The organism is Rhodoferax potami (assembly GCF_032193765.1).
Classification (GTDB): Bacteria; Pseudomonadota; Gammaproteobacteria; order Burkholderiales; family Burkholderiaceae_C; genus Allorhodoferax; species Allorhodoferax potami.
On the sequence record NZ_JAVBIJ010000001.1, the window covers coordinates 2,403,193 to 2,428,288 of the forward strand.

The 25,096-nt window shown below is 55.3% G+C and carries 25 protein-coding genes; 5 read left to right on the forward strand and 20 right to left on the reverse strand.

What is annotated here, in order from left to right; all coding sequences use genetic code 11:
* Nucleotides 1-26 precede the first annotated feature (26 nt).
* The 12 genes from RAE21_RS11535 to RAE21_RS11590 all read right to left on the reverse strand — a co-directional run bounded on the left by RAE21_RS11535 (nt 27) and on the right by RAE21_RS11590 (nt 10,889).
* Entirely contained in the window at nt 27-803 is a 777-nt protein-coding gene (locus RAE21_RS11535) for an oxygen-binding di-iron domain-containing protein (RefSeq protein ID WP_313881491.1), read from the reverse strand.
* Between the two features lie 86 nt (nt 804-889).
* Nucleotides 890-1,360 carry an outer membrane lipoprotein gene (locus RAE21_RS11540; protein ID WP_313881492.1) on the reverse strand — a complete coding sequence of 157 codons (471 nt, stop codon included), beginning with the start codon at nt 1,358-1,360 and terminating at the stop codon, nt 890-892.
* A gap of 47 nt (nt 1,361-1,407) precedes the next feature.
* Nucleotides 1,408-2,322, reverse strand: coding sequence for a class I SAM-dependent methyltransferase (locus RAE21_RS11545; RefSeq protein ID WP_313881493.1), 915 nt, complete (start codon nt 2,320-2,322; stop codon nt 1,408-1,410).
* Complete coding sequence (locus tag RAE21_RS11550; protein WP_313881494.1) at nt 2,319-2,924, reverse strand: DUF1415 domain-containing protein; 606 nt, start codon at nt 2,922-2,924, stop codon at nt 2,319-2,321. Before RAE21_RS11550 ends, RAE21_RS11545 begins: the two co-directional genes overlap by 4 nt.
* Nucleotides 2,917-4,089, reverse strand: coding sequence for a deoxyguanosinetriphosphate triphosphohydrolase (locus tag RAE21_RS11555; RefSeq protein ID WP_313881495.1), 1,173 nt, complete (start codon nt 4,087-4,089; stop codon nt 2,917-2,919). Before RAE21_RS11555 ends, RAE21_RS11550 begins: the two co-directional genes overlap by 8 nt.
* Before the next feature lie 57 nt (nt 4,090-4,146).
* A complete protein-coding gene (gene aroB, locus RAE21_RS11560; protein WP_313881496.1) occupies nt 4,147-5,253 on the reverse strand; it encodes a 3-dehydroquinate synthase in 1,107 nt (368 codons plus the stop codon).
* 46 nt (nt 5,254-5,299) lie between these two features.
* Nucleotides 5,300-5,827 carry a shikimate kinase gene (locus RAE21_RS11565; protein WP_313881497.1) on the reverse strand — a complete coding sequence of 176 codons (528 nt, stop codon included), beginning with the start codon at nt 5,825-5,827 and terminating at the stop codon, nt 5,300-5,302.
* 26 nt (nt 5,828-5,853) lie between these two features.
* The gene (locus tag RAE21_RS11570) at nt 5,854-7,911 is read right to left on the reverse strand and encodes a type IV pilus secretin PilQ (protein WP_313881498.1); all 2,058 of its coding nucleotides are present in this window, start codon (nt 7,909-7,911) and stop codon (nt 5,854-5,856) included.
* Nucleotides 7,912-7,940: 29 nt separating this feature from the next.
* Complete coding sequence (locus RAE21_RS11575; protein ID WP_313881500.1) at nt 7,941-8,483, reverse strand: pilus assembly protein PilP; 543 nt, start codon at nt 8,481-8,483, stop codon at nt 7,941-7,943.
* Nucleotides 8,480-9,145, reverse strand: a complete 666-nt coding sequence (locus RAE21_RS11580) for a type IV pilus inner membrane component PilO (protein WP_313881501.1) — start codon at nt 9,143-9,145, stop codon at nt 8,480-8,482. Before RAE21_RS11580 ends, RAE21_RS11575 begins: the two co-directional genes overlap by 4 nt.
* 11 nt (nt 9,146-9,156) lie before the next feature.
* Complete coding sequence (locus RAE21_RS11585; RefSeq protein WP_313881502.1) at nt 9,157-9,813, reverse strand: PilN domain-containing protein; 657 nt, start codon at nt 9,811-9,813, stop codon at nt 9,157-9,159.
* Nucleotides 9,810-10,889: a pilus assembly protein PilM gene (locus RAE21_RS11590; RefSeq protein ID WP_313875267.1), complete on the reverse strand. Its 1,080-nt coding sequence runs from the start codon at nt 10,887-10,889 to the stop codon at nt 9,810-9,812. The genes RAE21_RS11585 and RAE21_RS11590 overlap by 4 nt, the downstream gene beginning before the upstream one ends.
* A 275-nt stretch (nt 10,890-11,164) precedes the next feature.
* Here RAE21_RS11590 and RAE21_RS11595 point away from each other — a divergent pair, with 275 nt between their 5' ends.
* Complete coding sequence (locus RAE21_RS11595; protein ID WP_313881503.1) at nt 11,165-13,525, forward strand: penicillin-binding protein 1A; 2,361 nt, start codon at nt 11,165-11,167, stop codon at nt 13,523-13,525.
* Here the strand turns inward: RAE21_RS11595 and cyaY are convergent.
* On the reverse strand, nt 13,522-13,854 hold the full coding sequence (gene cyaY / locus RAE21_RS11600) for an iron donor protein CyaY (RefSeq protein ID WP_313875265.1): 333 nt from the start codon (nt 13,852-13,854) through the stop codon (nt 13,522-13,524). The genes RAE21_RS11595 and cyaY overlap by 4 nt on opposite strands.
* Before the next feature lie 12 nt (nt 13,855-13,866).
* Between cyaY and lptM the strand changes: the two genes are divergently transcribed.
* Both lptM and lysA read left to right on the forward strand, forming a co-directional pair.
* Nucleotides 13,867-14,049, forward strand: coding sequence for an LPS translocon maturation chaperone LptM (gene lptM / locus RAE21_RS19350; RefSeq protein ID WP_428984022.1), 183 nt, complete (start codon nt 13,867-13,869; stop codon nt 14,047-14,049).
* Nucleotides 14,046-15,326, forward strand: a complete 1,281-nt coding sequence (gene lysA / locus RAE21_RS11605; RefSeq protein ID WP_313881504.1) for a diaminopimelate decarboxylase — start codon at nt 14,046-14,048, stop codon at nt 15,324-15,326. The genes lptM and lysA overlap by 4 nt, the downstream gene beginning before the upstream one ends.
* Nucleotides 15,327-15,329: 3 nt before the next feature.
* Here lysA and RAE21_RS11610 read toward each other — a convergent pair whose 3' ends face one another.
* The 5 genes from RAE21_RS11610 to RAE21_RS11630 all read right to left on the reverse strand — a co-directional run bounded on the left by RAE21_RS11610 (nt 15,330) and on the right by RAE21_RS11630 (nt 21,213).
* A complete protein-coding gene (locus RAE21_RS11610) occupies nt 15,330-15,926 on the reverse strand; it encodes a protein-methionine-sulfoxide reductase heme-binding subunit MsrQ (RefSeq protein WP_313881505.1) in 597 nt (198 codons plus the stop codon).
* A gap of 17 nt (nt 15,927-15,943) precedes the next feature.
* A complete protein-coding gene (msrP, locus tag RAE21_RS11615) occupies nt 15,944-16,951 on the reverse strand; it encodes a protein-methionine-sulfoxide reductase catalytic subunit MsrP (protein ID WP_313881506.1) in 1,008 nt (335 codons plus the stop codon).
* Between the two features lie 46 nt (nt 16,952-16,997).
* Nucleotides 16,998-18,347 carry a c-type cytochrome biogenesis protein CcsB gene (gene ccsB, locus RAE21_RS11620; RefSeq protein ID WP_313881507.1) on the reverse strand — a complete coding sequence of 450 codons (1,350 nt, stop codon included), beginning with the start codon at nt 18,345-18,347 and terminating at the stop codon, nt 16,998-17,000.
* Entirely contained in the window at nt 18,344-20,473 is a 2,130-nt protein-coding gene (locus RAE21_RS11625; protein ID WP_313881508.1) for a cytochrome c biogenesis protein ResB, read from the reverse strand. The genes ccsB and RAE21_RS11625 overlap by 4 nt, the downstream gene beginning before the upstream one ends.
* A gap of 101 nt (nt 20,474-20,574) precedes the next feature.
* Entirely contained in the window at nt 20,575-21,213 is a 639-nt protein-coding gene (locus RAE21_RS11630) for a c-type cytochrome (protein ID WP_313875259.1), read from the reverse strand.
* Nucleotides 21,214-21,283: 70 nt separating this feature from the next.
* Between RAE21_RS11630 and yihA the strand changes: the two genes are divergently transcribed.
* Nucleotides 21,284-22,018 (forward strand): ribosome biogenesis GTP-binding protein YihA/YsxC, encoded by a 735-nt coding sequence (yihA, locus tag RAE21_RS11635; protein ID WP_313882700.1) that lies wholly within the window; start codon nt 21,284-21,286, stop codon nt 22,016-22,018.
* On the opposite strand, the gene RAE21_RS11640 is transcribed toward yihA, so the two are convergent.
* Together RAE21_RS11640 and RAE21_RS11645 are read right to left on the reverse strand one after the other, a co-directional pair.
* A complete protein-coding gene (locus RAE21_RS11640; protein WP_313881509.1) occupies nt 22,012-22,872 on the reverse strand; it encodes a lysophospholipid acyltransferase family protein in 861 nt (286 codons plus the stop codon). The two genes, yihA and RAE21_RS11640, sit on opposite strands and share 7 nt — an antisense overlap.
* A gap of 4 nt (nt 22,873-22,876) precedes the next feature.
* Complete coding sequence (locus RAE21_RS11645) at nt 22,877-23,728, reverse strand: lysophospholipid acyltransferase family protein (RefSeq protein WP_313881510.1); 852 nt, start codon at nt 23,726-23,728, stop codon at nt 22,877-22,879.
* A 179-nt stretch (nt 23,729-23,907) separates the two neighbouring features.
* Here RAE21_RS11645 and metK point away from each other — a divergent pair, with 179 nt between their 5' ends.
* Nucleotides 23,908-25,092: a methionine adenosyltransferase gene (gene metK / locus RAE21_RS11650; protein WP_313875256.1), complete on the forward strand. Its 1,185-nt coding sequence runs from the start codon at nt 23,908-23,910 to the stop codon at nt 25,090-25,092.
* The last annotated feature ends 4 nt before the right edge of the window (nt 25,093-25,096 follow it).

Sequence of the window (25,096 nt, forward strand, 5' to 3'; positions counted from 1 at the left end):
AGCGGATACCCGCCCCTCAATCCGAACTACAAGGCACGAACCGGCAATTGGTACTGGGGAGCGCCCATCAAATCAATGCCACAGGAAAGGTTCTCCAGCCAGTCCAACAACTGCGGTATCGCCGGACCCACCAAGGGAGCGCCGTGCTGCGGGGCAATCATCCGGATATCCAACGCGCGCACCATCTTGACCCATAGCTTCAGAATTTTGTTGCTCACCATGTACCGCCGGTGGAATGCCTCCATTCCCGCGGGCATGGGCTGCAAGCTGTCAATAGAACGCTTGGCATCCTGCCCACCCACCATGGATACGCCCAAATCACCTGAAAACAGGATTTTGCTGATCGGGTCGTAGAACTGGAAATTTCCTTCAGCATGCATGAAGTGGGCAGGTAGTAACAAGAGCTCCGAGTTACCCAAACGCAAGATGCCGCCCTCGTCGGGGATCGGAGTGATGCGATCTTCGGTTTTCCCGACTTTGCAGAAATGGGGTGCGAACCGCGCCCATAGCTGGGAGATTAGTAGCTTTGCGGAGGTAGAAGTCATCCAGCGATCGAGGGACGCGATGATGTCTGGGTCCGCATGCGAGGCAATGATGTAGTCCAAATGCTGAGGGGCCACGTATTCACGCATCGTGAGATTCAGCGCGTTGAACGTCATGTTGCCACCGGGGTCAATGATGGCTGCCTGCCCGTGATTGACAATAAGAAACTGATTGGCCTGTACCGCCTCTGCCTCGTCGGTCACCAGATCGGAAAACATGATGCAGCAATGCTGCGGACTTTTGAAGAGTTCAATTGCCATGGGGGTGCCCTATAAAAAATGGGCGCTGATGCGCCCATTCAAAACCCCATTGTGAAATCTATCTCCAGCGAAGGCTCTGATTCAAATCAATTCTTAGGCGCCTTGGTAACGCGGACTTTGGAGCCGGTGGTTACCAACACCACAGGATCCCCCGCCACCAATTGCTCACCGCCTTTGGCCTGAACAATGGCGCGGCGGTCGCCGTTTTTCAGTTGCACCAGGATTTCTACCGCTTCTTCCTTGGTGGAGAAACGCTCAATCGCATTACCCGCGGCTGCGCCGGCTACGCCTGCAAGCACGCCAAGTACTTGCGCTTCGCGCTGCACACCACTGCCGCTGAAGCCACCAATGGCCCCTACGACTCCGCCTACTGCGGCGCCCACGCCGGACTGGTTGCCATCCACCACGACATTCCGAATAGACAACACGACTCCATCCTGAACTTGCGCCAAGCGCTGGGAATCGCCACGCTGAATCACATCAGGGCTGCTGCTCGCACATGCACCCAACAAGGCCACCGTTGCACTGATACCAACCCATTTCAACCACTGCTTCATAACAATCTCCAATTTACAAAACATGTCTCTCAAGACCAGCTAACGCCTCAGGCCCCGGATCCGTTGTCAGGCTGATTGTCCATGGGCAATGTAAACCGTGTGTCAAGCAAGGCCAGAAGACCGAATTCTTGCAAAATGGACTTCAAACGCTCGGCCGCTTGCCGCTTCTTTTGGCCGGTGTACCGCGCCAGAATCAACTCGTTTTTCATGCTGTGCTCCCAACCCACCAGCTCTGTGACGGTCACTTGGTAGCCATGGGCTTCGAGGTACAAGCAGCGCAACACATTCGTGAGCTGGCTGCCCATTTCACGGGTGTGCAACGGGTGGCGCCATAGTTCGGCCAGGGGTGTGCGCGTCAGGCTGAGCGCCTTGCTTTGGCTCAAATGGCGGGCCAACTCTGCTTGGCAGCATGGCACCAACACGAACGCTTTCACCCGCTTTTCCAACCCGAACGCAATCGCATCGTCCGTGGCGGTGTCGCAGGCGTGCAGGGCTGTGACCACGTCAAAGGTTTTGGGTAACTCTTCGAGCTGTGTCGCCGCCTCCACGCTGACGTTCAAAAAGCTCATGCGGTCAAAGCCCAGCTTGTCAGCCAACACCCGTGATTTATCGACCAGTTCGGCCCGGGTTTCTATCCCATACAGGTGGCTCTGCGGGAGGTGCTTGAAGTACAGGTCGTAAAGAATGAAGCCCAGATACGACTTGCCGGCACCGTGATCCGCAAGGGTGAAGCTTCCGCCGGATGCTTGCGGCAGCTCATTCATCAATTTTTCGATGAACTGATAAAGGTGATAGACCTGCTTGAGCTTGCGACGGGAATCTTGGTTGAGCTTGCCGTCACGGGTCAGGATGTGAAGCTCTTTGAGTAGCTCTACCGATTGCCCGGGGCGGATCTCCGGGAACTGCCCTTCAGGCAACGCTGGCGCACCACTTTGACCGGGGAATATCTTGTTTTTTTTCATTTAGTTTCTTCGGGATGGGGGCCCGCAGCAGGGTAAGCCGCCACATCGAGCGCCGCCCACCCCTCTGCGCCAAGGGCCTCGAGGGCGGCAATATTGCGGGCATAGATCTGCTCAGCCTCGGGAAAGGCCTCGACGGCTTTGTCAATGCTGGCCTCGCGCAGCAGGTGCAATATCGGATAAGGCGCCCGATTGGTGAAGTTGCCGATGTCGTCCGGCCCTGCATCGGCAAACTGAAAATCCGGGTGAAAACTGGCGATCTGCAAATCGCCGCTGAGCTTGAGCTTGCGCAGCAGTTTATCGGCGGGATACAAAAAGTCATTGAACGCCAAAAACTCTGTCAGTGCGTCAGGCAATATCAGGAGCGTTGTGTCTCTGGTCTCGGCCGGACTGGCTTGCAGGGCGAGCAACTCCGTCTGCAAGACCTCCAACACATCTGCCGGCGCGGCTTCCCGGCACACCACATAGTGCACTTGGTTCTTGACGTAAACAGCCTTTGCAAACGGGCACAGATTGAGCCCGATGACCGCGCGCTCCAGCCACTGCCTGGTGCGAGCGATCACTACATCATCTGTTTGCGGGGGAAGGCGGGGGAGTTCAGACATGAAACAAGGTCTTTCCGGTCAAGCGGGCGTGCTCACGCAAGGCGAAACGGTCGGTCATACCTGCAATATGGTCACTCACCCGCCGCTGAAGCGTAATGTCGCCCGCAGGCTCGCTGTCTTGGCGCATTTCAGCCGGCGTCTCCAGATAAGCATCAAAAAGATCACGTACCACCTGCTTGGCCCTGTTCATCGTGTCCATCACCTGGTAATGGCGATAGAGGTGGTCAAAGAGAAATTTCTTCAGCTCACGGGTTTCCGCCCGCATGCCGGGGCTGAACAACACCAAAGGCTTTGCAGCGCGCACTTCCACCACACTCGCCGGTCGACTCTCGGCCAATTGAGCTTGGGTCGTTTTCAATACGTCGTAGACCATGTTGCTCAGCATCAAGCGGATGGACTCGTACAGCCAACGCCGCTGCTGTGGAGGCTGCGCTAGCTGCGCATGTTGTGTGAGCGCTTGGCGGGCATAGCGCGAAAACAGGGGCACCTCCAGCATTTGCTCCATCAGCAGCAGACCGGACCGGACACCATCGTCAATATCGTGACAGTTGTAGGCGATTTCATCGGCCAGATTGCAGAGCTGAGCCTCGAGACTCGGTTGCCCGCCATCCAGGAATCTGCGGGCGACACCGGCAGCTGCAGCAGGAAAGTCGACCTCGGCCTGCTCCAGCGCGTGGGCATTAGTACGGGAGCAGTGCTTCAAGATGCCTTCGCGAGACTCAAAGCATAAATTGAGGCCATCAAACTGGGGATACCGCGCCTCCAAGTGGTCCACGACCCGAAGACTTTGCAGGTTATGTTCAAAACCACCGTATTCAGCCATGCACTCGTGAAGGGCATCTTGCCCCGCATGACCGAAAGGGGTGTGTCCTAGATCATGGGCCAAAGCGATGGTTTCGACCACGTCTTCGTTCAAGCCGAGGGTCCGGGCCATCGATCGCCCCAGCTGCGCAACCTCCAGCGAATGCGTGAGGCGGGTGCGAAAGAGGTCACCTTCGTGGTTGATGAAGACCTGTGTCTTGTAAACCAAGCGCCTGAAAGCAGTGGAATGAACAATCCGATCCCGATCCCTTTGAAAAGGGGTCCGGGTCGGCGCCGCCTCTTCAGGAAAGCGTCGCCCCCTGCTGGTCTCAGGCAAACAGGCGTAGGGCTGAAGCTGATCCATAAAATTACGCTATAACCCTTGTTTTATATGCGCGAGCAGCTACTATTTTTATAGCGATCACAAATTGCAAGCGTCTATCACTTCGCGCACAAGCGCATCAGGTGCACTGCGAAGCGCTGCACGCCCCGGGCCATCGATCACTACAAAGCGGATTTCACCAGCTTCTGATTTTTTGTCATGCCGCATCAAATCAAGATAGGCTCCGGCATTGTCTTCGGCATGGAGCAGCGGCGCTTTGACGGGCAAACCCGCGGCTGCAATCAAGCGCGTCAGTCGAGCGACAAATGCCGCATCTACCAAGCCCAGCCGCTCTGACAAGGTTGCTGCCATGACCATTCCGCATCCGACGGCCTCACCGTGCAACCACTCCCCGTAGCCCAGGCCTGCCTCGATGGCGTGGCCAAATGTATGACCGAAGTTCAATATGGCGCGAAGCCCGGACTCCCGCTCGTCTTGTCCTACTACCCAAGCCTTGATTTCACAACTCCGCTTCACCGCGTGCGCCAGTGTGACGCTGTCCAGACTGACCAAATTCTCGATATTGGCTTCGATCCAATCGAAAAACCCCATATCGGCGATAGGTCCGTATTTGATGACTTCGGCCAGACCGGCGCTCACCTCCCGAGGGGGCAAGGTGCCCAAGGTCGCTAGGTCACACAGCACCATCTGAGGCTGATAGAAAGCACCCACCATATTTTTGCCGAGTGGGTGGTTGATGCCCGTTTTGCCACCTACCGACGAATCCACCTGAGCGAGCAAAGTTGTAGGCACCTGCACGAAAGGCACACCACGCATATAGCTTGCCGCCGCGAACCCCGTCATGTCCCCCACCACACCGCCGCCCAAGGCAAATAGCGTGGTCTTCCGGTCAGCTGTGTTGGCTAGCAAAACGTCGAAAATTAGATTCAACGTTTCCCAGTGCTTATGGGCCTCACCATCGGGGAGCTCCAAGGTTAAAACACGCGCGTAATGCGGTGCTAGCCCAGCCTTCAATCTGGCAACATACAACGGCGCTACCGTCGTGTTGCTCACAATCAGTGCCGTGTGCGCACCGGGTAAGCCAGAGAAGACGGACTCACCGACCAAAAGATCGTGGCCGATATGAATGGGGTAGCTTCGCTCTTCAAGCGAAATGTGAACCGTGTGAAGCACTTGCGTAGTCATAGCCCGATAGTTTAGGGCCTACCTGTGACGGGGCACAAAGACCGGCTTAGTCGACCGAGGGAATGGCGCCAGAGAGCTCTAGCTGCATGACGATCATATTGACCAAGGTTGCTACCGAGGGGCGACCGGTCTCCAGGACGAAATGGGCCGTTTCTCGGTACAAAGGATCACGAACCGCAAACAACTCGCGCATGCGCGCCAGAGGATCAGACACTTGCAATAAAGGCCTGCTCACGTCGTGGCGCAGCCGCCGGAACAACTCCTCTGGAGTGGACTTCAAATACACGACCTTGCCACGCGCATGCAAATTGCCCCGATTGTTCGCGCGCAACACAGCACCGCCCCCGGTCGACAAGACGGAGTCTGCATTTTTTGACAGCTCATCCAGGACATCCTCCTCGATATCGCGGAAGCGCTCTTCCCCTTCTCGATCGAAGAATTCACGGATAGAGCAACCGATACGGCCCTCAATGGCGTGGTCTGAGTCAACGAAGGGAAGGCGCAGACGTCGCGCTAGTTGTCGCCCGACGGTGGTCTTCCCGGAGCCGGGAAGACCGACAAGACTAATGCTCAATTCGTAACTACCTCAGCATGCTGGGATCAACGTCCCACCACTTTGTCGGCAATGACTTTCGGTGTGATGAACACGAGCATCTCTCTTTTCTGGATCTCTTTGGCCTTATTGCGGAAGAGGATTCCCAAGCCCGGCAGATCGCCAAAGAAGGGAACCTTCGTTTCTGTGTCCGTCGAGCTCTCAGTGAAAATACCACCAATCACCACCGTACCGCCGTTTTCTACCAAGACTTGGGTTTGAACGTGCTTAGTGTCGATCGCGAAGCCGGCAGGCGTGGATTGACCTACGGTGTCTTTGGTCACGTCCAAGGTCAAGATAATGTTGCCCTCAGGCGTAATCTGCGGGAGCACTTCGAGTTTCAGGTTGGCTTTACGAAACGCAATGGATGTAGCACCGCTCGATGACGCAACCTGGTAAGGCAGTTCTGTACCCTGCTCAATCAATGCCCGAATCTGATCAGCCGTTACAACCCTAGGGCTGGACACCACTTTGCCCTTGCCTTCAGCCTCCAATGCAGAGATTTCCAAATTCAAGAAACGATCCGCACCTGCGCCAAAGATGGAGACCGCAAACTGGCCCGGCGAGCTGCTGCCCAGAGCTCCTGTAGAGGGCAAATTCACGAAATTACCCGAGGTCGTGGCTGCAGAACCTGCCACATAGCTTGAGCCCAGCGATATACCGGGCTTGTCGCCGGAAGCACCAGCCGCCCCCCCGCCACCCAGCTTCACGCCCAGTGACTTGCCGAAAGAATCGGAGGCCTCCACAATCCGCGCTTCAATCAATACTTGGCGTACAGCAATGTCAATCTTAGAGATCAGTTGCTGCACTTGCTCCAACTTGCTGGGAATATCGGTAACAAACAACTGGTTAGTGCGATTCTCCGAAATCACGCTGCCGCGGGAAGAAAGTATCCGCGTCGCGGTCACGCCTTGCCCGGCACCGGAACTTGAGGCGATCAAACCCGCTGCGATGTCAGACGCTTTGCCGTAGTTGATCTGAAAAGCTTGGGTGCGCAAGGGCTCCAAGTTCTGCACAGCAACTACGGTCTCAAGATCGAGCTTTTCTTTGGCTGCGATTTCATCTTTCGGAGCAACCCACAAGACGTTTCCGGTCTTGCGCATGCCCAAACCCTTCGCCTGCAGGATAATGTCCAGAGCCTGATCCCAGGGGACATCTTGCAAACGGAGCGTGACTGAGCCGGCTACCGAATCAGAGGTCACGATGTTGAAATTGGTGAAGTCGGCTATCACTTGCAACAACGAACGCACTTCGATACTCTGGAAGTTCAGAGACAGCTTTTGTCCGTTGTAGCCGGGGCCTTGCGTCAACTTTTTTGGGTCGACCTTGATCTCTTTGACTTCAACCACAAATTGCTCATCACTTTGATACGCACTGTGCTCCCACTGACCTTGAGGCTCAATCACCATGCGCACACGGTCCCCAGATTGGGTAGTGGTGACGGATTTCACTGGCGTTCCGAAATCGGCCACATCCAGCTTGCGTCGCAAGCCTTCTGGCAGACTGGACTTCATGAACTCAACAACCAGACCTTGCCCCTGTTGACGGATGTCCACACCCACTTGGCTATTGGGCAAGGTAACGATCACACGACCCGCACCATCAGCCCCCCGGCGGAAATCCACGTCTTTCAGTGGTGCAGCCACTCGCGCGATCGGCTCAGCGAAAGCGCTGACAGGTTTCGTATTGGCCACCTCCGCAGCACCCAAGGACACAATCAAAGACTTCCCTAGAATTTCAGCCTTGTAAGCGGCGGCTTGCTTCAGGTTCAGCACCACACGGGTACGTTCACCCGCCTGAACCACGCTGACGGAACGCAAGTTACCTTGGTTGATCTCGACCGTTGATCGACCCATGGCATTTGCGACACCGGGAAAATCGAGAGCAATGCGCGCTGGCGACTGAATAGCAAAGCCTGTAGGTAACGCGGTAAGCGCCTCGCTCAAATCAATGCGGACGACCTCGTTCCCGCCCTGCAGAGACCCCGACACGGACTCGATGGCTCCTTGCGCGAACGCAAACTGTCCGACCAGCAGAGACAGGGTAAAAGCAATTTTTTTAAACATGCGCATTCCAAGTAAATCGTTCGGACATCTCATCTCGCCTTCTCTTGCAGCTCAAGTGTTGCGACGCGCTCAATCCACTCGCCCGCAGCGTCTTGGACGATCTCACGCAAGGTCACTTGGGTTTCTGTGATTTTGGTGACTTTCCCGTAGTTTTGACCCAAATAGTTTCCAGACCGTACTTGATACAGCAGGTTATCCACACGGACCAAGGCCACAGGCTGACCAGATTTCGACAGATTGCCAACCAACGACATCGAATCCAATGGAAAGGCCTCCAATGGTTCTTTCCGTCTTGCCAGCTCAGGAGCCACCAAGGCGCCATTGGTCACCGCCTGCGAAGACTCGCGCTTCAGTGCTTGTGTCAAATTCACGCTACTAAATGGCTCTCTGGCTGAGGTATTGGCGTACTTCTCCGGAACAAACTGCTTCGGAGCGGGGATAGGTGCAACTCTAGGTCGCGTTAGGTTACGCTCCTCAACAATCCAAGTCCGGAGATCATCCTCTCCGCTGGAGCCGCACGCGCCCAACAGTAAGCCAAGCGCTACTACGGCGGCGATGCGCAAGAACGTCATTTCTTAGCTCCCGCCGAAGCGCGCTGTGCCAGGACCTCATCAGGGTCGAGATACCTGAATGTCTTAGCGGTGGCGTCAAGGGTCAAGGCCCCATCCGTACGGGGCGAAAGCGACAAATTATTCAGCGTCACGATGCGCGACAGATTGGCGATGTCAGAGGCGAAACTGCCGATGTCATGGAAATTCCCAGTGACTTTGATCGTGATTGGCAACTCTGCGTAATACTCTTTGACCGTAATCTGCCCCGGCCTGAAGAGTTCAAACTGCAGACTCCGGCCCAAACCGGCTTGGTTGATGTCTGATAGCAAAGCATCCATTTCCGCCTTGCTGGGCAATTGCTTTTCAAGCTGTGTGACATATTGCAAAACCTGCTCGCGCTGCTTACGGAGCACTTCAAGATTAACCGCTTTGGTCAGCTTCTTTTTATAGTCTTCACGGAGGACGATTTCTTTTTCCTGCTCCGCTTGCAGGGTCTCTTGCGATCCGGACAGCCATAAAAACCACAAAAGGCCCACCACAATGCCGGCTGTCGCAATCAATAACAAGTAACGAGGAATAGAAGGCCAGAGCGATGGATCCTTCGGATCCAATTCACGAAATTGCGACGTCAGCTTTTCTTGTAAGTCTGTGAAATTTACCGAGAGATTTAAATTTTTAGCCATACTTACTCTCATCAAAGCTTGGGCGCGGGCTTCGAGGCCACGGATATCGGGGCACTTGCGCTGGAAGCAGACATTTCAGCCTGTTTTACGGCAAGCTGCTCAGTCTCGCTGGAACGCATTAATTTGACTTGCACATTGAAATTGAAAGTGCGACGTTGCTCTTTAGGAGAGATCGCTGTCGATCCAGCACTGATTTCAATCAGCTCTGGCTTGCTAAACCAAGGCGTATTGTTGGCTAGGTTACGCAGTAACTCCGATACACGCTCGTTGGATTGCGCAACTCCGGTGATCAATACTTGCTGGTCCTGCTGAACCATCTTGTTAATAAAGACTCCATCAGGCAGCTGGAGCACTAGTTCAGAAAGCAAATGCACTGGCAAGTTGCGATCAGACTGCAAGTCTTCAACTGCCTGCTGCCGAGCGCGCAAAGCAGCAATCTCTGTCTCCAGTCCGGCGATGTCTTTAATCTGGCCCTCGAGCTTTTTAATCTCTGTTTCCAGCACAAAGTTGTTGCTCTGCTGCTGAGAGATAGCAGCTTCGTACGACAGATAGACAGTTCCGGCAATCAATCCACCGAGTAGTGCTGCGGCAGCAAGTGCCAAGTTAAAAACGTCTTTGCGTTTTTTTCGGGCCGCCTCTCGGTGCGGCAAAAGGTTGATCAATATCACTGGGAGAACCTCCGCAACGCAAGACCACAAGAGGTCAGGTACGAAGGCGCTTCACGCGTCATTCGCTTCAAGCGAACCCCTTCTCCAATCTCCATGCCATCAAACGGATTGAGAAGGCTACAAGGAAAAGATGTGTGCTGAGTGACAGCATTTGTCAATGCAGGAAGCGCAGCAGAACCACCTGCCAGCATGATGTAATCCACGCGGTTGTGTGGCGTACTTGTAAAAAAGAACTGCAAGGCACGACCCAGCTCTTGCACCATGGTGTCTATAAACGGCTTAAGTACGGTGGCCTCGTAATCGTCGGGTAGCTCACCGCTGCGTTTCTTACTCTCGGCCTCCTCTTGAGAGAACCCATATTGCCGAACAATAAGCTGGGTTAGCTGTGCACCGCCAAACGCTTGATCACGGTCGTACAGAACCTCTTCGTCGCGCATGACTTGCATACTTGTGGTCATCGCGCCAATCTCAAAAAGCGCGACGATCAAACCTGCACCTTGCCCGGGCAAATTTTCGATCAGCCGCCCGGCAGCCAAGCGAGCAGCATAGGACTCCACATCCACAATTACTGGTGTCAATCCAGCGGCTTCCGCCAAGCCTTGAATGTCCTGCACCTTCTCACGCCGGGAAGCTGCAATCAACACCTCTATATCCCCCACACTGGAAGCACTGGGACCGACAACGCAAAAGTCCAGACTTACTTCATCCAAGGGAAACGGAATGTATTGGTTGGCCTCGGCCTCTACTTGTTGCTCGAGCTCCAAGTCCGACATGCCGCCCTGCAAAATGATTTTTTTTGTAATCACTGCAGAGGGGGGCAACGCCATCGCAACGCTTTTGGTTTTGGTACCGCTTTTCTTGACCAGTTTGCGTACAGCTTCAGCTACTTCGTCAAATTTTTCAACATTCCCGTCAACAAACCAGCCTCGCTCCAGAGGTTCAATGGCACAGCGCTCCAACACCAAATTACCGGCCTTATCGCGGCCGAGTTCAACCAGCTTCACGCTCGAAGAGCTGATATCCAGCCCGAGCATTGGAGCTGGCTGACGGCTAAACAACGCCCCTATTGATATCAAAATGGTCCCCTGAAACAGAACGACAACGCGTCGATCAGACTTAACAAATCACTTCAATGCTATCAGCAAGGGTATTGAGCGGCAAAGGATTTTTCACTTTCTGACAATTTATAACGTTGTCAAAATCCGACGCCTGAAAGTGGCTTGAAAAGCCTTTTTGCGCCTTGGCAGCCCATTAAAAAGACGCTTCAAAAGGTCCGTTAAGAACGCCATCAACGCAGTTAGTTGCATAGGGCCACTCGTTTTTATAATCGCACGAACATCAGATCGCCTACATGCCCACATCCTCCGATACTGCAAAGCACGCCCCCTCAAAACAAACACATTGGTTATGGGTAGCGCTGGCTTGGATAGCCGGCTTGAGTGCTGCAGCCATTCTTTCGGTTTTGACCTTGGTCGCATTGGCTCTTGCATTGGCCTATCCGAATTTGCCAGATATCAGCGACATCGCAGACTATCGCCCCAAGCTCCCGCTGCGGGTCTTCTCTGCTGACGGTGATTTGATCGGGGAGTTTGGGGAGGAGCGCCGAAAGCTCACCCCTATTCGAGAAATACCCAAGGTCATGACAAACGCCATTCTTGCGGTGGAAGACGCGCGTTTTTACCAGCACGGCGGCGTGGACTATGTGGGGGTCATTCGTGCCGGTTTGGCAAATGTCGGTCGAGCCAAAAGCCAAGGTGCTTCGACCATCACCATGCAAGTGGCGCGGAATGTTTACCTGACTTCTGAGAAAACGTTCACTCGCAAAATTTATGAAATTTTGCTCACTTTCAAGCTGGAACACATGCTCTCCAAGGACCAGATCTTGGAAATCTATATGAACCAGATTTTCTTGGGCAACCGCGCGTATGGTTTCGCCGCAGCTTCAGAAATCTACTTTGGTAAGCCTTTGAAGGATGTCTCTGTCGCTGAAGCAGCGATGTTGGCAGGCCTTCCAAAAGCGCCTTCCGCCTACAACCCGATCAGCAACCCCAAGCGCGCAAAAGTGCGACAGGGATACATCATTGATCGCATGCTGGAAAACGGATTCATTACCGAGCAAGAAGCCGAAGCCGCACACGCTGAACAATTGCTCATCAAGACCGGACCCAACGCCAACCCGATCCATGCGGAATACATTTCTGAAATGGTGCGGCAATTGATGTACAGCCAGTACGGCGACGAAACATATACGCGCGGACTCAACGTGTTCACCACGATCAAATCTGACCAGCAGATCGCGGCATATCGCGCTCTTCGGCGCGGCATCATGGATTTCGAACGCCGGCAGTTTTATCGCGGACCGGAAAAGTTCGTCGAGCTCCCCGCCAAAGGCCAAGAACTGGAAGACGCTATCGACGAAGCGCTAGACGACCATCCTGACAATGGAGATGTCATGGCAGCCATCGTTCTCCAAGCGGATAGCAAACGAATCAAGGCACAGCGCCAGAACGGTGAGGTGGTAGAGATCACCGGCGACGGCCTGAAGCCTGCCCAATCCGGACTGTCAGACAAGGCCCCACCTAACATCAAGCTTAGAAAGGGCGCAGTCATCCGGGTGGCTAAAACAAGCAAAAGTGGGTGGGAGGTCACCCAACTGCCGGAAGTCGAGGGAGCGTTCATCGCCATGGACCCGCGCGACGGATCTATCCGGGCCCTCGTAGGCGGCTTTGACTTTGCAAAAAACAAATTCAATCACGTAACACAGGCATGGCGCCAACCCGGATCAAGCTTCAAGCCTTTCATCTATTCAGCTGCCCTGGAAAAAGGATTCGGCCCAGCGACCGTGGTGAACGACGCGCCGTTGTTTTTCGATGCCGGAGTTACGGGAGGGCAGCCTTGGGAGCCGAAGAACTACGACGGCACATTTGAGGGGCCGATGACCCTTCGCAGAGGTCTAGCCAAATCGAAAAACATGATCTCAATACGGGTCTTGAATTCGATCGGCGCCCCTTACGCACAGGAATGGGTGACTCGCTTCGGCTTTGAAGCCGAAAAACACCCCGCTTACCTGACGATGGCATTGGGCGCAGGCGCGGTGACACCGCTGCAAATGGCGAGCGCCTACTCCGTGTTTGCAAACGGCGGCTATCGCGTCAACCCGTGGATTATTTCCAAGGTGAGCGAACAAAGGGGCAAAGTACTTGTGGAGACTACGCCGCCTGCACTTGCAAACTCTGAAAGAGCTATCGACGAGCGCAACGCGTTCATGATGAGCAGCCTGCTTCAGGAGATTACTCGCTCCGGTACTGCCGCTCGCGCGCAAGCGACGCTGAAACGCCCCGATCTTTACGGCAAAACAGGTACAACCAATGACTCTATGGATGCTTGGTTTGCAGGCTACCAACCTACCATCACTGCAGTGACATGGATTGGCTACGACACGCCCCGCAAACTTGGTGATCGCGAGACCGGTGGCGGACTCAGCCTGCCTGTGTGGATCAGCTTCATGGAGACGGCACTCAAGGGCGTTCCCGTAAGCGAACCCACAGCGCCAGAAGGGGTCGTACGACTAGGCAATGAGTGGTTTTATGAAGAGTTCACACCCGGCGCTGGCGTAAGCAACCTCGGCATGACCGACAAAGCTGAGGGTACAAAAGAAAGCGGTACGGCCGCTGACGAGAAACAAAAAATCTTGGATCTTTTTAAGAACTAGGCAGCACTGAAGGTCAATGGAAAGCCAGCCTGTGCGCTAGCATTCGCGCTGAGTGCAGCAAAGAACTCTCCGGCCCCCTTTGTGTCTTGCCAAGCACCTTCATGCCAACGGTAGTGATACCCACCTGACTTCGCAGCGAGCCAAACCTCGTGGAGTGGTTTTTGAAGATTCACGATGATCTGAGAGCGGTTTGCAAAGGTCAGAGTGATCATGCTACCCACTCTTTGGTTGTCGACATCGGCATCCGACTCATCATTGATCCGGTCACAAGCGAGTTCGATGGACGTCAACAAAGATTCGGCAAGGCTCATGAATTCAGGGTCGGTCATTACAATTTACGCATGTTCAATAGAACCCGAATTCTAGTCAGCACCCTAAGCCCGCTTTGCCTTTGCGTGTTACTCACCGCTTGTGGCCAGACTGGAGCGCTGTATTTGCCGAAGCGCCCGGTACCACCTGCAGGTGTCAAAGCTCCTCCCGCCGCCCCTGCTGCTGCTACCAGCCCCAACACTTCTACCCCATGAGCGCACCCCAACTCCCCGGACACCCCCACGTTCATTACCATCAAGACCAACTGCAGGTTGAAGGATGCGACTTAGGCAAATTGGCTTCGCTCCATGGAACACCTTTGTTTGTCTATTCCAAAGCCTCCATGCTGGACGCACTGGCCGCTTATCAGCGTGGTTTTGCGGGCCGTAATGCACGCATTTGCTACGCTATGAAAGCAAACTCCTCGCTAGCCATCCTGCAACTTTTTGCCAAAGCCGGATGTGGTTTTGACATCGTCTCTGGCGGCGAGCTCGCACGAGTGCTTGCGGCAGGCGCGCAAGCGGACAAAGTCATTTTTTCTGGTGTCGGGAAAACTCGTACAGAAATGGCCGTAGCGCTTAAGGCCGGAATCGGCTGCTTCAACGTTGAAAGCGAGGCAGAAATCGATGTCCTGAATGAAGTCGCCCTCGGTTTGAACTTGGAGGCGCCCATCAGCATCCGAGTGAATCCGAATGTAGACCCCAAAACCCACCCTTACATTTCGACCGGACTCAAAGGCAATAAATTCGGCATCGCACACGAGCGCACGCTCATGACCTATCAACGTGCAGCAGCTTTGCCGGGATTGAAAGTCGTGGGCATAGACTGCCACATTGGATCTCAAATCACCGAAGAGACGCCGTACCTTGACGCCATGGACCGGATGTTAGATTTGGTCGAGTCCATCGAAGCAGCGGGCATACCTATTCATCACATCGACTTTGGCGGTGGTTTGGGCATCAACTACAACGGTGACACCCCACCCGCTGCAGACGCTCTGTGGCACAAATTGCTGGTCAAGCTGGATGCGCGAGGATTCGGTCAGCGCCAGCTCATGATTGAGCCTGGGCGCTCATTGGTCGGTAACGCAGGAGTCTGCGTGACCGAGGTTTTGTACATGAAGCCAGGTGAACAGAAAAATTTCTGCATCGTTGACGCTGCGATGAACGACCTTCCCCGGCCGGCCATGTACCAAGCCTTTCACACAATCGTCCCTCTGCAGTATTCATCAATTCAACCATCGACTGAAGTTTTTGATGTTGTTGGCCCAGTTTGCGAGAGCGGTGACTGGATTGGACACGACCGCGCACTGGCGGTCAAAGCGGGCGATCGGTTAGCCGTATTGTCTGCTGGCGCCTACTGCATGAGCATGTCGAGCAATTACAACTCCCGCCCTAAAGCGGCAGAGATCTTGGTAGACGGCACAAACAGCCACCTCATTCGCCAGCGCGATGAGTTTGCTGATCAGATTCGAGGCGAAAAGCTTCTGTAGGGCTTATTTCCGCAGATACCTGCGGACTCTCCAGCCCAACAGAATTCCGAGGATGGCGGCGTAAACGCCAACCTCGGTGAAATCGTTTTTTCCTGCGCGCATCCAGAAGAAATGCAAGATAGCGAGCACGGCAATCGCGTACACAGAACGGTGGAGCATTTGCCATCGCCTGGCCCCCATAGCCTTGATCACGGCGTTGAAGGAGGTGGCCGCCAGCGCGCTAAGTAGCAACATGGCCGTAAAACCCACCAGAATGAAGGGGCGCTTCACAAGGTCCGCGGCTATGTCCGGCACATCCAAGCCCATATCGAGCCAGCTGTATGAGAGCAGATGCAGCAATCCGTAAAAAAAGGTGGACACCCCTACCATGCGGCGGAACCGTGCCAAGCCAGACCACTTGCTGACCTCACGCAAAGGGCTGATGACCAATGTCAAGCACAGCAAGCGCAAAGTCCAATCGCCAGTTGACCGTATCAGGGCCTCCGCTGGATTAGCACCCAAGCGATCCGCAAAGGCAGAGAACACCAGATGAATTAGCGGAAGACACAACACAATCAACAGGCACGGCTTGGCAAGTCGATGCAGCAGCCACTTGTTCATAAGAATCGGCTGGACAGTTAGAAAAACTTCTTCAAATCCATCCCTGCGTAGAGCTGGCCCACTTGTGCCTCATAACCGTTGAACATCAGTGTCTTGCGCTTCTTGGCAAACAAGCCATCTTCACCAATACGGCGCTCCGTAGCCTGACTCCAGCGAGGATGGTCCACATTCGGATTCACATTTGAATAAAACCCGTACTCGTTCGCGGCGGCTTTGTTCCATGCTGTGGCCGGTGGCTTTTCAGTAAAGCGGATTTTCACAATGCTCTTGCCACTCTTGAATCCATATTTCCATGGAACAACCAGTCTCACAGGCGCACCGCTTTGGTTAGGCAAAATCTCGCCATACATGCCAAAAGTTAACAAGGTCAAGGGATGCTGAGCCTCGTCCAACCGGAGGCCCTCCACGTAGGGCCAATCCAAGACGCGTGATCCAACATACGGCATCGTCTTCGGGTCTGCCAAGGTTATGAATTCGACATACTTGGCACTCCCCTGAGGCTCGACTCGCTTGATGAGCTCCGACAACGAATAGCCCACCCAGGGGATCACCATCGACCACCCCTCCACACAGCGGAGCCTGTACACGCGCTCTTCCAGTGGACTCAATTTCAGCAAGTCTTCCAGCGCGTATTTGCCCGGCTTTTTGATGAGCCCTTCGACTTCCACTGTCCACGGCGTAGTTTTGAGCGTGTGGGCGTTCACTGCCGGGTCCGCTTTATCGGTCCCGAACTCGTAAAAATTGTTGTACGTGCTGGCGTCTTTGTAGGGCGTTACTTTTTCCGCAGTAACGGCACCATCGACAGACGTGGCTTTGGTGGTCAAGGCGGCCAACTTGCCGGGGCGACTGCCCCAGCCGGAACCTTGCGCCATGGCATTCCTGGAAGCCCAGGTTGCCAAGCCAGCACCAACCACTCCCGTCGCGACGGTTTGCAATAGCTTGCGTCGGTTTTGATACACCACTTGCGGCGTTATCTCGCTCGACGCCGGATGCTGGAAACCGCTGGACTTGGAGTGATAGTGCATAAGTTTGTTCCTTGTTTCCGATTTGGTCGGTCGAGCTTGGGTTTTCTTACAGGGTTCCGTAGCTATGGAGTCCGCTCAAAAACATATTCACGCCGATAAAGGCAAAAGTGGTGATCGCCAAACCTGCCAAAGCCCACCATGCGGCGACCGTGCCGCGCAGGCCTTTCATCAGACGCATGTGCAGCCAAGCTGCATAGTTGAGCCAGACGATCAAAGCCCAGGTCTCCTTAGGATCCCAGCTCCAATAACCACCCCACGCTTCGGCAGCCCATAGCGCGCCCAACACTGTCGCGATCGTAAAAAATGCGAACCCCACCGCGATGGACTTGTACATCACATCATCCAGAACTTCGAAAGAGGGCAGCTTCTCAGCAATGGCGCGGCGCCCCAAAAGGATCCCAGCCACGATCAAGGCCGAAACGCCGAAATAGACAGCCCAATAATCGTTAAGGCCAGAGGCGGACGACTTGCGAAACACAATCGGCTCGAAGCACAACACAATACCCAGCAACCAGAGAGGCGCCAAACGGTACCACTTGGTCTCCGTAGCCTGCTGCTTAATCAAATAGGCAAAGGCCACCATCGCGGCCAAAGCAAAAGTGCCATAGCCGATGAAGTTGGCGGGTACATGGAGCTTCATCCACCAGCTTTTGAGTGCCGGCACTAAAGGTTGAATTTCCTGCGCCTGCCGTGCAACGGTGTACCAGAGCAAGAAACCCACTGCGGCGCTCACGATCAGCATGACAAAAGCACCCAACGATCTGGTCTTGTATTGCGCTTCAAAATACAGGTAGAAAAGCGCCGTCATCCAACAAAACATGATGAACACTTCATACAGATTGCTGACCGGGATATGCCCGACATCTGCGCCCAGCAGGTAGCTTTCAAACCAGCGCACCATCGTTCCGGTCAGCGCCATGGTGACGGCCACCCACACCAAACGCGAGGCTATAAGTTCTAAGCCGTCGGCACGGCCCTTGGCGAAAACAGCCACCCAATAGAAAGCAGTCGCCATAAAGAACAGCATGCTCATCCACAAAATCGCGGACTGGCTGGATAAGAAATACTTGAGCCCGAACACTGTTTCAGCACGGACCAGATCGCCTTGGTACGCCGCAATGCCCGTTAGCGACAACACCGCCACCAGCAGCATCAGACGCTGCAAAGGCGCCCACAGCCAGCCCAACCAGATCGCGGCAGGTACTGCTCCCAAGAGGATGCCTTTTTCATAGACATCCATCGCGGAGTGATAACGCGCAAAGGCAAAAACGCCACCCGCTATCACGAGAGCGGCAAAAACCCATTCCCACCAAGTCCGGCGGAAATAGCTGTCATTCAGCTCCAGGGTGATGTTTTTGGCAGATATCACCGCGGATTCGGCAGGTAGAGCACTCATTTTTCTTGTTCCTCAAGGGCTAGCAGTCGACGCTTCAAATGTTCGAACTCTTTGTCGCCGTCCATCGTTTTCCGGTTGGTAGAGAGAGCCATCGTTGCCGCAGATGTATCTGTTCTGCCATCCAACGGCTCCAGCCAAATCCACAAGCGACGCTCTCGAACATACAACATGGCGAAAATCCCCAGAATCAGCAAGGCACAACCGAGGTACACCACGGTTTTTCCGGGAGCACGAGCCACCTGGAAAACGCTAGCCTGCACTTGCGTGAAGTCCGTCAAATTCAGCAAAAACGGGGCGGGATAAAGCGGCAAATCACTCAACGCCAAGACCGACTGCGTCATGAATTGTTGAGTCTCTGCATCCGCTGGCAATGGCTTCAGCTTCGCGGCCTCACGGGTCATCTGCACCAGCTCGTAAAGAACGCCATTCAAAATACGAACCAGCACTTCACCCGCTTTATTGCGCTCAGCTTCGGGCACGTTGGACTCGATGAAGTCGGAAATCGCTTGCAGACCCGCCACAGATCCACTCGCACCAGCAAACAGTGTCAAAGCGCGAGTCGCAGACCCGGCCAACTGCCCCATCAAATCATCTCGCTGCTTATCTACCGCTTTGCTGGCGTAACGCCGCACGGCCTCCTGGCGCATCGCGGGGTCCGCGAGTGCACGACTCACCCGCAAAAACCCATCCAGACTGCCCTCTGCGTCAGCAGGCACTCTCAAATAACGGAAAGACTCAGCAGGACTTTCCCGCATGCCCAACAAAAACACCGACTGCCCATCACCCAGATCTACCGGCAACATGTAGTTGTTGAACTCTCTGGCTTGGCCAGCCTTATCGCGGAGTTTGTAGCTGTAGCTCGGTCCGATGTTGCGCAGTGTCTTGCCATCCTTCAACTTATTGGCAGCTCCGAGTTGGGCATTGATGGAAGTGCGCAAATCCACCCCGCGCACATCAGTCTTGCCAACCGCATCGGCAGTCAAGTTCTCCACATTGATGACACGTAAACCGGTGAATTCAACGGTCAATGCCTCTGCACCAGACGACGAGTCGCCCTGAATAACGCTGCTACCGCCCACTACGCCGTCCACGTCGAATGATTTCGCAGCGGTGCGCAGTGACTCCCCTTTGAACTTGAGTGTCGAGCCACCATCATCAAAACTGGATTGATAAATTTCAATCCCTTTGAAACTGGCAGGGTGATTCACTTCCACCCGGGCCGGAGTCTGCTCTCCCGTGGCTTTGTCGTGAATCACGATATCACTGGCAAAAAGCTTGGGCATGCCCGTGGAGTAGTACTCCACAATAAACTTCTTGAGCTCAATGGCAAACGGCAGCTCCTGCAAAAGAATGCCATCCGACTGATTCAAAATCGCGGTGCTGGACTGGGTGCCTTCGGACACCATCACGTTGCCGCGGAATGTCGGATTGCGTTCACTAAGCCGGTGCTGAGCGGGCACATCGGCAATCATTCCGCCGCCCTTGAAGGGGGTTTTATCGGCAAACAGCATTTGGGCGCGCACCACCAAATCACCATCCAGCAACCCTCCCAAGCACACCAGCACGATGGCGCTGTGCGCAGCGATGTAGCCCAGCTTATTGCTGGCACCTGTTTTGGCAGCCAGCATCCAACCAGTGCCCCGCGTAGTTTCGCGGGACTGCAGCTTGACCTTCCAGCCGCCGCCCGTTAGCAATCCGCCCAGTCGTCGCGCTGCTGCCTCGGGCGACTCTGCGAGCTCAGCCTGCGCCTTGTGCCCGAAGGCGCGCAAACTTTGCTCGCGAATGTTTTCCTTGTAGGAGCGCAGGTCGACCAAAATTTTGGGCGTGTTTCTGGCCACGCACAAAGAAGTGCTGACCACCAGAAACGCCAAGATCAACAGAAACCACCAGGCGCTGTACACATTGAACAGACTGGCACGCTGGAACACCTCAGCCCAAAATGGGCCGAACTGGTTGATGTAATTCCCTAAAGGCTCGTGCTGTTTCAGCACCGTACCGATCACTGAGGCAATACAAATCACCGTCAGCAAAGAAATGGCGAAGCGCATGGACGACAAAAGCTCGACGCTTGTGCGCCATGCACGGGAGCCAGCCTTTATCTCAATACCTTGGGTGGAAACGGTCATGAAAAACAATCGAAAAAAAAGCGGGCCATCTAGAGGATGGTCCCGCCTGTTGGGGTGTCAATGCTCTCTTTGGTTCCCCTGAACCTCCGAAAGCTGACTAATCAGCGCAGTCCAGCGATGTAGTCCGATACCGCCTTGATTTCGCGGTCATTCAGCTTGGCAGCCACTTGTGTCATTTGCAGGCTGTTTTTGCGAACACCATCACGGAAGGCAACCAGCTGCGCCACTGAATAGTCGGCGTGCTGGCCACTCAAGCGTGGGTATTGAGAAGGAATACCTGCGCCATTTGGGCTGTGGCAGCCAGCACACGCTGGAACTTGGCGATCAGCGATACCACCGCGATAAATCCGCTCACCCAAGCTCACCAGATCCTTGTCCTTCGCAAAGCCGGGCTTTGCAGCCTTGGTGGCCAACCAGAAGGAGATGTTTTTCATGTCGTCATCGCTCAGGCCTGCAGCAAAGCCTTTCATGACGGCGTTATTTCTCTTGTCCGACTTGAATTCTTGGAGCTGCTTCACCAAGTATTCAGGATGCTGCTGGGCAAGCTTGGGATTACCCGCGATCGCAGAGTTACCGTCTGCACCGTGGCAGGCAGCACAAACTGCACCGAAGGCAGCCTCACCCTTGGCCAGATCCGGCTTTGCAGCTTTGGCTGACTCTTTTTTCGGCTCTTCCGCATGGGAAGAAACGGCGAGTACGGCCACGGAGGCCGCAATAATCAATTGAGCGATCAACTTCATAGGAATGTTGTGTCTGGTAGCCGGAACTGGGCCATTCTACAATGCGTGTCTGGGTTTACCTTCAATTTCAATGACCAACACACAAAACCCAAAGGCGACAACGCCAACCCCCAAGCCAACAATCCCACCGGAAAAAAGCGCCGCCGCGGTTGCGCTGGGCTGGTTGCACACTGCGCGGTTCCTGACTACCGCGCCGCAATTGCACTTTCTTCCTGAATTGGATGTACCCGAAATCGCCTTCGTTGGCCGCTCCAACGCCGGCAAATCAACCTGCATCAACACACTGACGCAGCAGAAACAGCTGGCCTTCGCCTCCAAGAAACCCGGCCGCACCCAGCACATCAACCTGTTTTCACTGGGCAAACAAGGGGTCACTGATGCGGTTCTCACAGACTTGCCCGGATACGGCTACGCGGCGGTGCCCAAGCAGGACAAAATCCGCTGGCAGCAAGTCATGGCCAATTATTTGGTTACCCGCAAAAACCTGAAAGCCATCGTGCTGATGTGTGATCCGCGTCACGGCATGACAGAGCTCGACGAAATCTTGCTGGACGTCATCCGCCCCCGTGTCGCGGAAGGCCTGAAATTCCTGGTAATTCTGACCAAAGCGGACAAGCTCACTCGCAGCGAGGGCGCCAAAGTGCTTTCCATCACCAAACTACAGGCGGGCGGTGGCGAGGTTCGTCTCTTTTCGGCGACCAAACGCACCGGGATTGAAGACGTTGCCACCCTTTTATGGGACTGGGCACACCCCGATCTGCCAGCTCCCGCTGCGACCGCCGAGACAGCCCCTGCCGATCAATAAGGCGGATGCCAGCCCTCGGGCTGGTCCTTGAAACGCTTGTGTACCCAATAGTATTGGGCCGGCATGCGATTGATGTAAGTCTCCAGCATCTGGTTCATCCGGGCAGTATCGGCCTGTAGATCGGTGCTGGGGTAGTCTGTCCAAGCGGGCAATACCTCGATTTCATAGCCGGAAGGCACCAACTTGCAAACAATCGGGACCACCTTCGCGCGGGACAGGCGCGCGAACCGTGAGAGTGAAGGCACCGTAGCCGCAGGACGCCCGTAAAACGGAACGTATACAGACTCTTCCGGACCAAAGTTCATATCCGGCAACAGGTACAACGGCTCCCCCGCTTTCAATCCAGCAATGATGGGTTTGACGCCCTCTATCCGCCCGAACAATCGGCCACCGAGGCGTTTGCGCCCGGCCAGAATCCAATCGTCAGCCACTTTATTCGCCTGATCGGTGTAAATCGTCGTGAAAGACCGGTCGACTTGCTGCGTCAATGCGGTCCAACCGGCATCCAACCCGACGAAATGGGGCGCGAACAAAATCGTCGGCGCATTACCGGCCAGCTCATGGAGCGCACCCGTCAATTGCAATCGCGTCCGTATCACATCGTCAGAGGCATGCCAAAGCCAGCCGCGATCGAGCCACGCCTGCGCGAACGCCACAAAAGTTGCCACGGCCAATCGCCCACGCTGCCAAGGCGTGTGGCTCGGGAAGCAGATCCGCAGGTTGGTCAGCACCACTCGGCGGCGGGACCCTACCAGCAAAAATAGGGCGACTCCCAGCCCCGCGCCGAGCGCCCGTAGCCAAGGCAGGGGAAGGCGACCCAGCCACTCCATCACGCGCAAAATCCAACGACTCATCCTGTCAACCTTTTTGTTCCGGGGCCCCTTCGGGCTGACGCGGTTGTTTATAGCGTGCATAGCCCCACAAATACTGACCGGGCAGCTCGTGGATGACACGCTCCATGGCGCGGTTGATTTGTAAAGTGGCCTGCACTACATCTGCAGAAAGCGCTTCGTCAAACGGCCTGACACACACCCGAAAGCCCTTACCGCCGGCCAACCGTTCGCCCCAAGCCAGCACCACTCGGGCACCGGTCTGCTGGGCTAGGCGTGCCGCCAAAGTCATGGTGTAAGCCGATTTACCGAAAAATGAAACCCAGGCGCCCTGCCCCTCGGGCGGCACCTGATCGGGCAGCAAGCCCACGGCTTGGCCAGACCGCAAAGCTTTGATCAACTGCTTCACCCCCGCAAGATTGGCAGGGGCCGTGACCAAGCCCGAGCGCCGGCGGCTCGCTTCGATGATGCTTCGCAACCAGACCTGACGCGCAGGCCGGTACAGCACCGTCATGGGAGCTTGGGCAACACCGAAGCGCTGAGCATAGGCCCGGGCGGTGACTTCGAAACTCCCCAAATGCGGCGTCAAAAAAATGACGCCTTGATGAGACTCCAAGGCCGAGTCAATTAGTTCAGCGCCATCCCATTGCACAGGCACCTCCGGGCCAATCCAGAGACGGGGTAACTCCGACACCATCTGCCCGGCTGCTGCGATCGCGGCGCGCACACCCTCCGGCTTCACACCGGCGAGACGCGCGTTCGCCTGCAAACGACGGCGATAGGTCGGCGACAAGCCATACACCAACCAGCCGCACAGCCAGCCGATGCGGTGTAACAGACCCAGCGACTGTCGGGAAAGGAATCGAAATACAAAGGCCATGGTGGGCTAAAATCCGCGACGTCACCGAGTTATAGAACTACTTGCAGGGTGACTTCACAGGGGCAACTGATCAAAAAGGAGCCATTGTGCCTCGCCGATTCCGGCGGATCTGCTAAAGCGTTCGCTGAAAGCCCCAAAGCTCAAGCAACGCGTCTTGATGTTTATTTTGGAGAAACTTTATGGCGAACGACTTCCTCTTTACCTCTGAGTCCGTATCAGAAGGCCACCCCGACAAGGTCGCCGACCAGATTTCCGATGCGATTCTGGATGCAATTTTCAAACAAGACCCCCGCTCCCGCGTAGCTGCTGAGACGCTGACCAACACCGGTCTGGTAGTTTTGGCCGGTGAAATCACCACCAACGCGCATGTGGACTACATCCAGGTCGCGCGCGACACCATCAAGCGCATCGGTTACGACAACACCGAGTACGGCATCGACTACAAGGGTTGCGCTGTATTGGTGGCCTACGACAAGCAGTCCAACGACATTGCCCAAGGCGTGGACCACGCCTCTGACGACCACCTCAACATCGGTGCCGGCGACCAAGGCTTGATGTTCGGTTACGCCTGTGATGAAACGCCCGAGCTGATGCCCGCACCCATCTACTACGCGCACCGCCTGGTGGAGCGTCAAGCCCAGCTGCGCAAAGACGGCCGCCTGCCCTTCCTGCGCCCCGACGCCAAGAGCCAAGTGACCATGCGCTATGTGGACGGCAAGCCCCACAGCATCGACACCGTGGTGCTGTCTACCCAGCACAGCCCTGACCAGTCTGAGACCCAGCACAAGATGAAGGCCTCGTTCACCGAAGCCATCATTGAAGAAATCATCAAGCCGGTGTTGCCCAAAGAGTGGCTGCAGAACACCCGCTACCTGATCAACCCCACCGGCCGTTTTGTGATCGGCGGCCCCCAAGGTGATTGCGGCCTGACCGGTCGCAAAATCATTGTGGACACCTACGGTGGCGCCTGTCCCCACGGTGGTGGCGCGTTCTCCGGCAAAGACCCGTCCAAGGTGGACCGCTCTGCAGCTTATGCAGCCCGCTATGTGGCAAAAAACATTGTGAAAGCCGGCCTGGCCAAGCAGTGCCAGATCCAGGTGGCCTATGCGATTGGTGTGGCCAAGCCGATGAACGTGACCGTGTACACCGAAGGTACCGGAGTGATCCCGGATGAGCAGATCGCTGCCCTGGTGAACGAACACTTTGACCTGCGTCCCAAGGGCATCATCCAGATGCTGGACCTGCTGCGCCCTATCTACGAGAAGACGGCGGCGTACGGCCACTTCGGCCGCGAAGAGCCCGAATTCACCTGGGAACGCACCGACAAAGCCGCCGCTTTGCGCGCAGCCGCTGGCCTGAAGTAAACCC

Excerpts from the sequence above, each read along its gene's own strand:
- RAE21_RS11575 (WP_313881500.1), bottom strand. The coding sequence starts at position 8,483 with ATGACGTTCTTGCGCATCGCCGCCGTAGTAGCGCTTGGCTTACTGTTG.
- aroB (WP_313881496.1), bottom strand. The coding sequence starts at position 5,253 with ATGACTACGCAAGTGCTTCACACGGTTCACATTTCGCTTGAAGAGCGA.
- RAE21_RS11630 (WP_313875259.1), bottom strand. The coding sequence starts at position 21,213 with ATGAAGTTGATCGCTCAATTGATTATTGCGGCCTCCGTGGCCGTACTC.
- RAE21_RS11550 (WP_313881494.1), bottom strand. The coding sequence starts at position 2,924 with ATGTCTGAACTCCCCCGCCTTCCCCCGCAAACAGATGATGTAGTGATC.
- cyaY (WP_313875265.1), bottom strand. The coding sequence starts at position 13,854 with ATGACCGACCCTGAATTCATGAGCCTTGCCGAATCTTTGTTGACGTCC.
- RAE21_RS11625 (WP_313881508.1), bottom strand. The coding sequence starts at position 20,473 with ATGACCGTTTCCACCCAAGGTATTGAGATAAAGGCTGGCTCCCGTGCA.
- msrP (WP_313881506.1), bottom strand. The coding sequence starts at position 16,951 with ATGCACTATCACTCCAAGTCCAGCGGTTTCCAGCATCCGGCGTCGAGC.
- RAE21_RS11640 (WP_313881509.1), bottom strand. The coding sequence starts at position 22,872 with ATGAGTCGTTGGATTTTGCGCGTGATGGAGTGGCTGGGTCGCCTTCCC.
- RAE21_RS11535 (WP_313881491.1), bottom strand. The coding sequence starts at position 803 with ATGGCAATTGAACTCTTCAAAAGTCCGCAGCATTGCTGCATCATGTTT.
- RAE21_RS11545 (WP_313881493.1), bottom strand. The coding sequence starts at position 2,322 with ATGAAAAAAAACAAGATATTCCCCGGTCAAAGTGGTGCGCCAGCGTTG.
- lysA (WP_313881504.1), top strand. The coding sequence starts at position 14,046 with ATGAGCGCACCCCAACTCCCCGGACACCCCCACGTTCATTACCATCAA.
- ccsB (WP_313881507.1), bottom strand. The coding sequence starts at position 18,347 with ATGAGTGCTCTACCTGCCGAATCCGCGGTGATATCTGCCAAAAACATC.
- RAE21_RS11580 (WP_313881501.1), bottom strand. The coding sequence starts at position 9,145 with ATGGCTAAAAATTTAAATCTCTCGGTAAATTTCACAGACTTACAAGAA.
- RAE21_RS11610 (WP_313881505.1), bottom strand. The coding sequence starts at position 15,926 with ATGAACAAGTGGCTGCTGCATCGACTTGCCAAGCCGTGCCTGTTGATT.
- RAE21_RS11595 (WP_313881503.1), top strand. The coding sequence starts at position 11,165 with ATGCCCACATCCTCCGATACTGCAAAGCACGCCCCCTCAAAACAAACA.
- RAE21_RS11645 (WP_313881510.1), bottom strand. The coding sequence starts at position 23,728 with ATGGCCTTTGTATTTCGATTCCTTTCCCGACAGTCGCTGGGTCTGTTA.
- RAE21_RS11570 (WP_313881498.1), bottom strand. The coding sequence starts at position 7,911 with ATGTTTAAAAAAATTGCTTTTACCCTGTCTCTGCTGGTCGGACAGTTT.
- lptM (WP_428984022.1), top strand. The coding sequence starts at position 13,867 with ATGTTCAATAGAACCCGAATTCTAGTCAGCACCCTAAGCCCGCTTTGC.
- metK (WP_313875256.1), top strand. The coding sequence starts at position 23,908 with ATGGCGAACGACTTCCTCTTTACCTCTGAGTCCGTATCAGAAGGCCAC.
- RAE21_RS11555 (WP_313881495.1), bottom strand. The coding sequence starts at position 4,089 with ATGGATCAGCTTCAGCCCTACGCCTGTTTGCCTGAGACCAGCAGGGGG.
- yihA (WP_313882700.1), top strand. The coding sequence starts at position 21,284 with ATGACCAACACACAAAACCCAAAGGCGACAACGCCAACCCCCAAGCCA.
- RAE21_RS11540 (WP_313881492.1), bottom strand. The coding sequence starts at position 1,360 with ATGAAGCAGTGGTTGAAATGGGTTGGTATCAGTGCAACGGTGGCCTTG.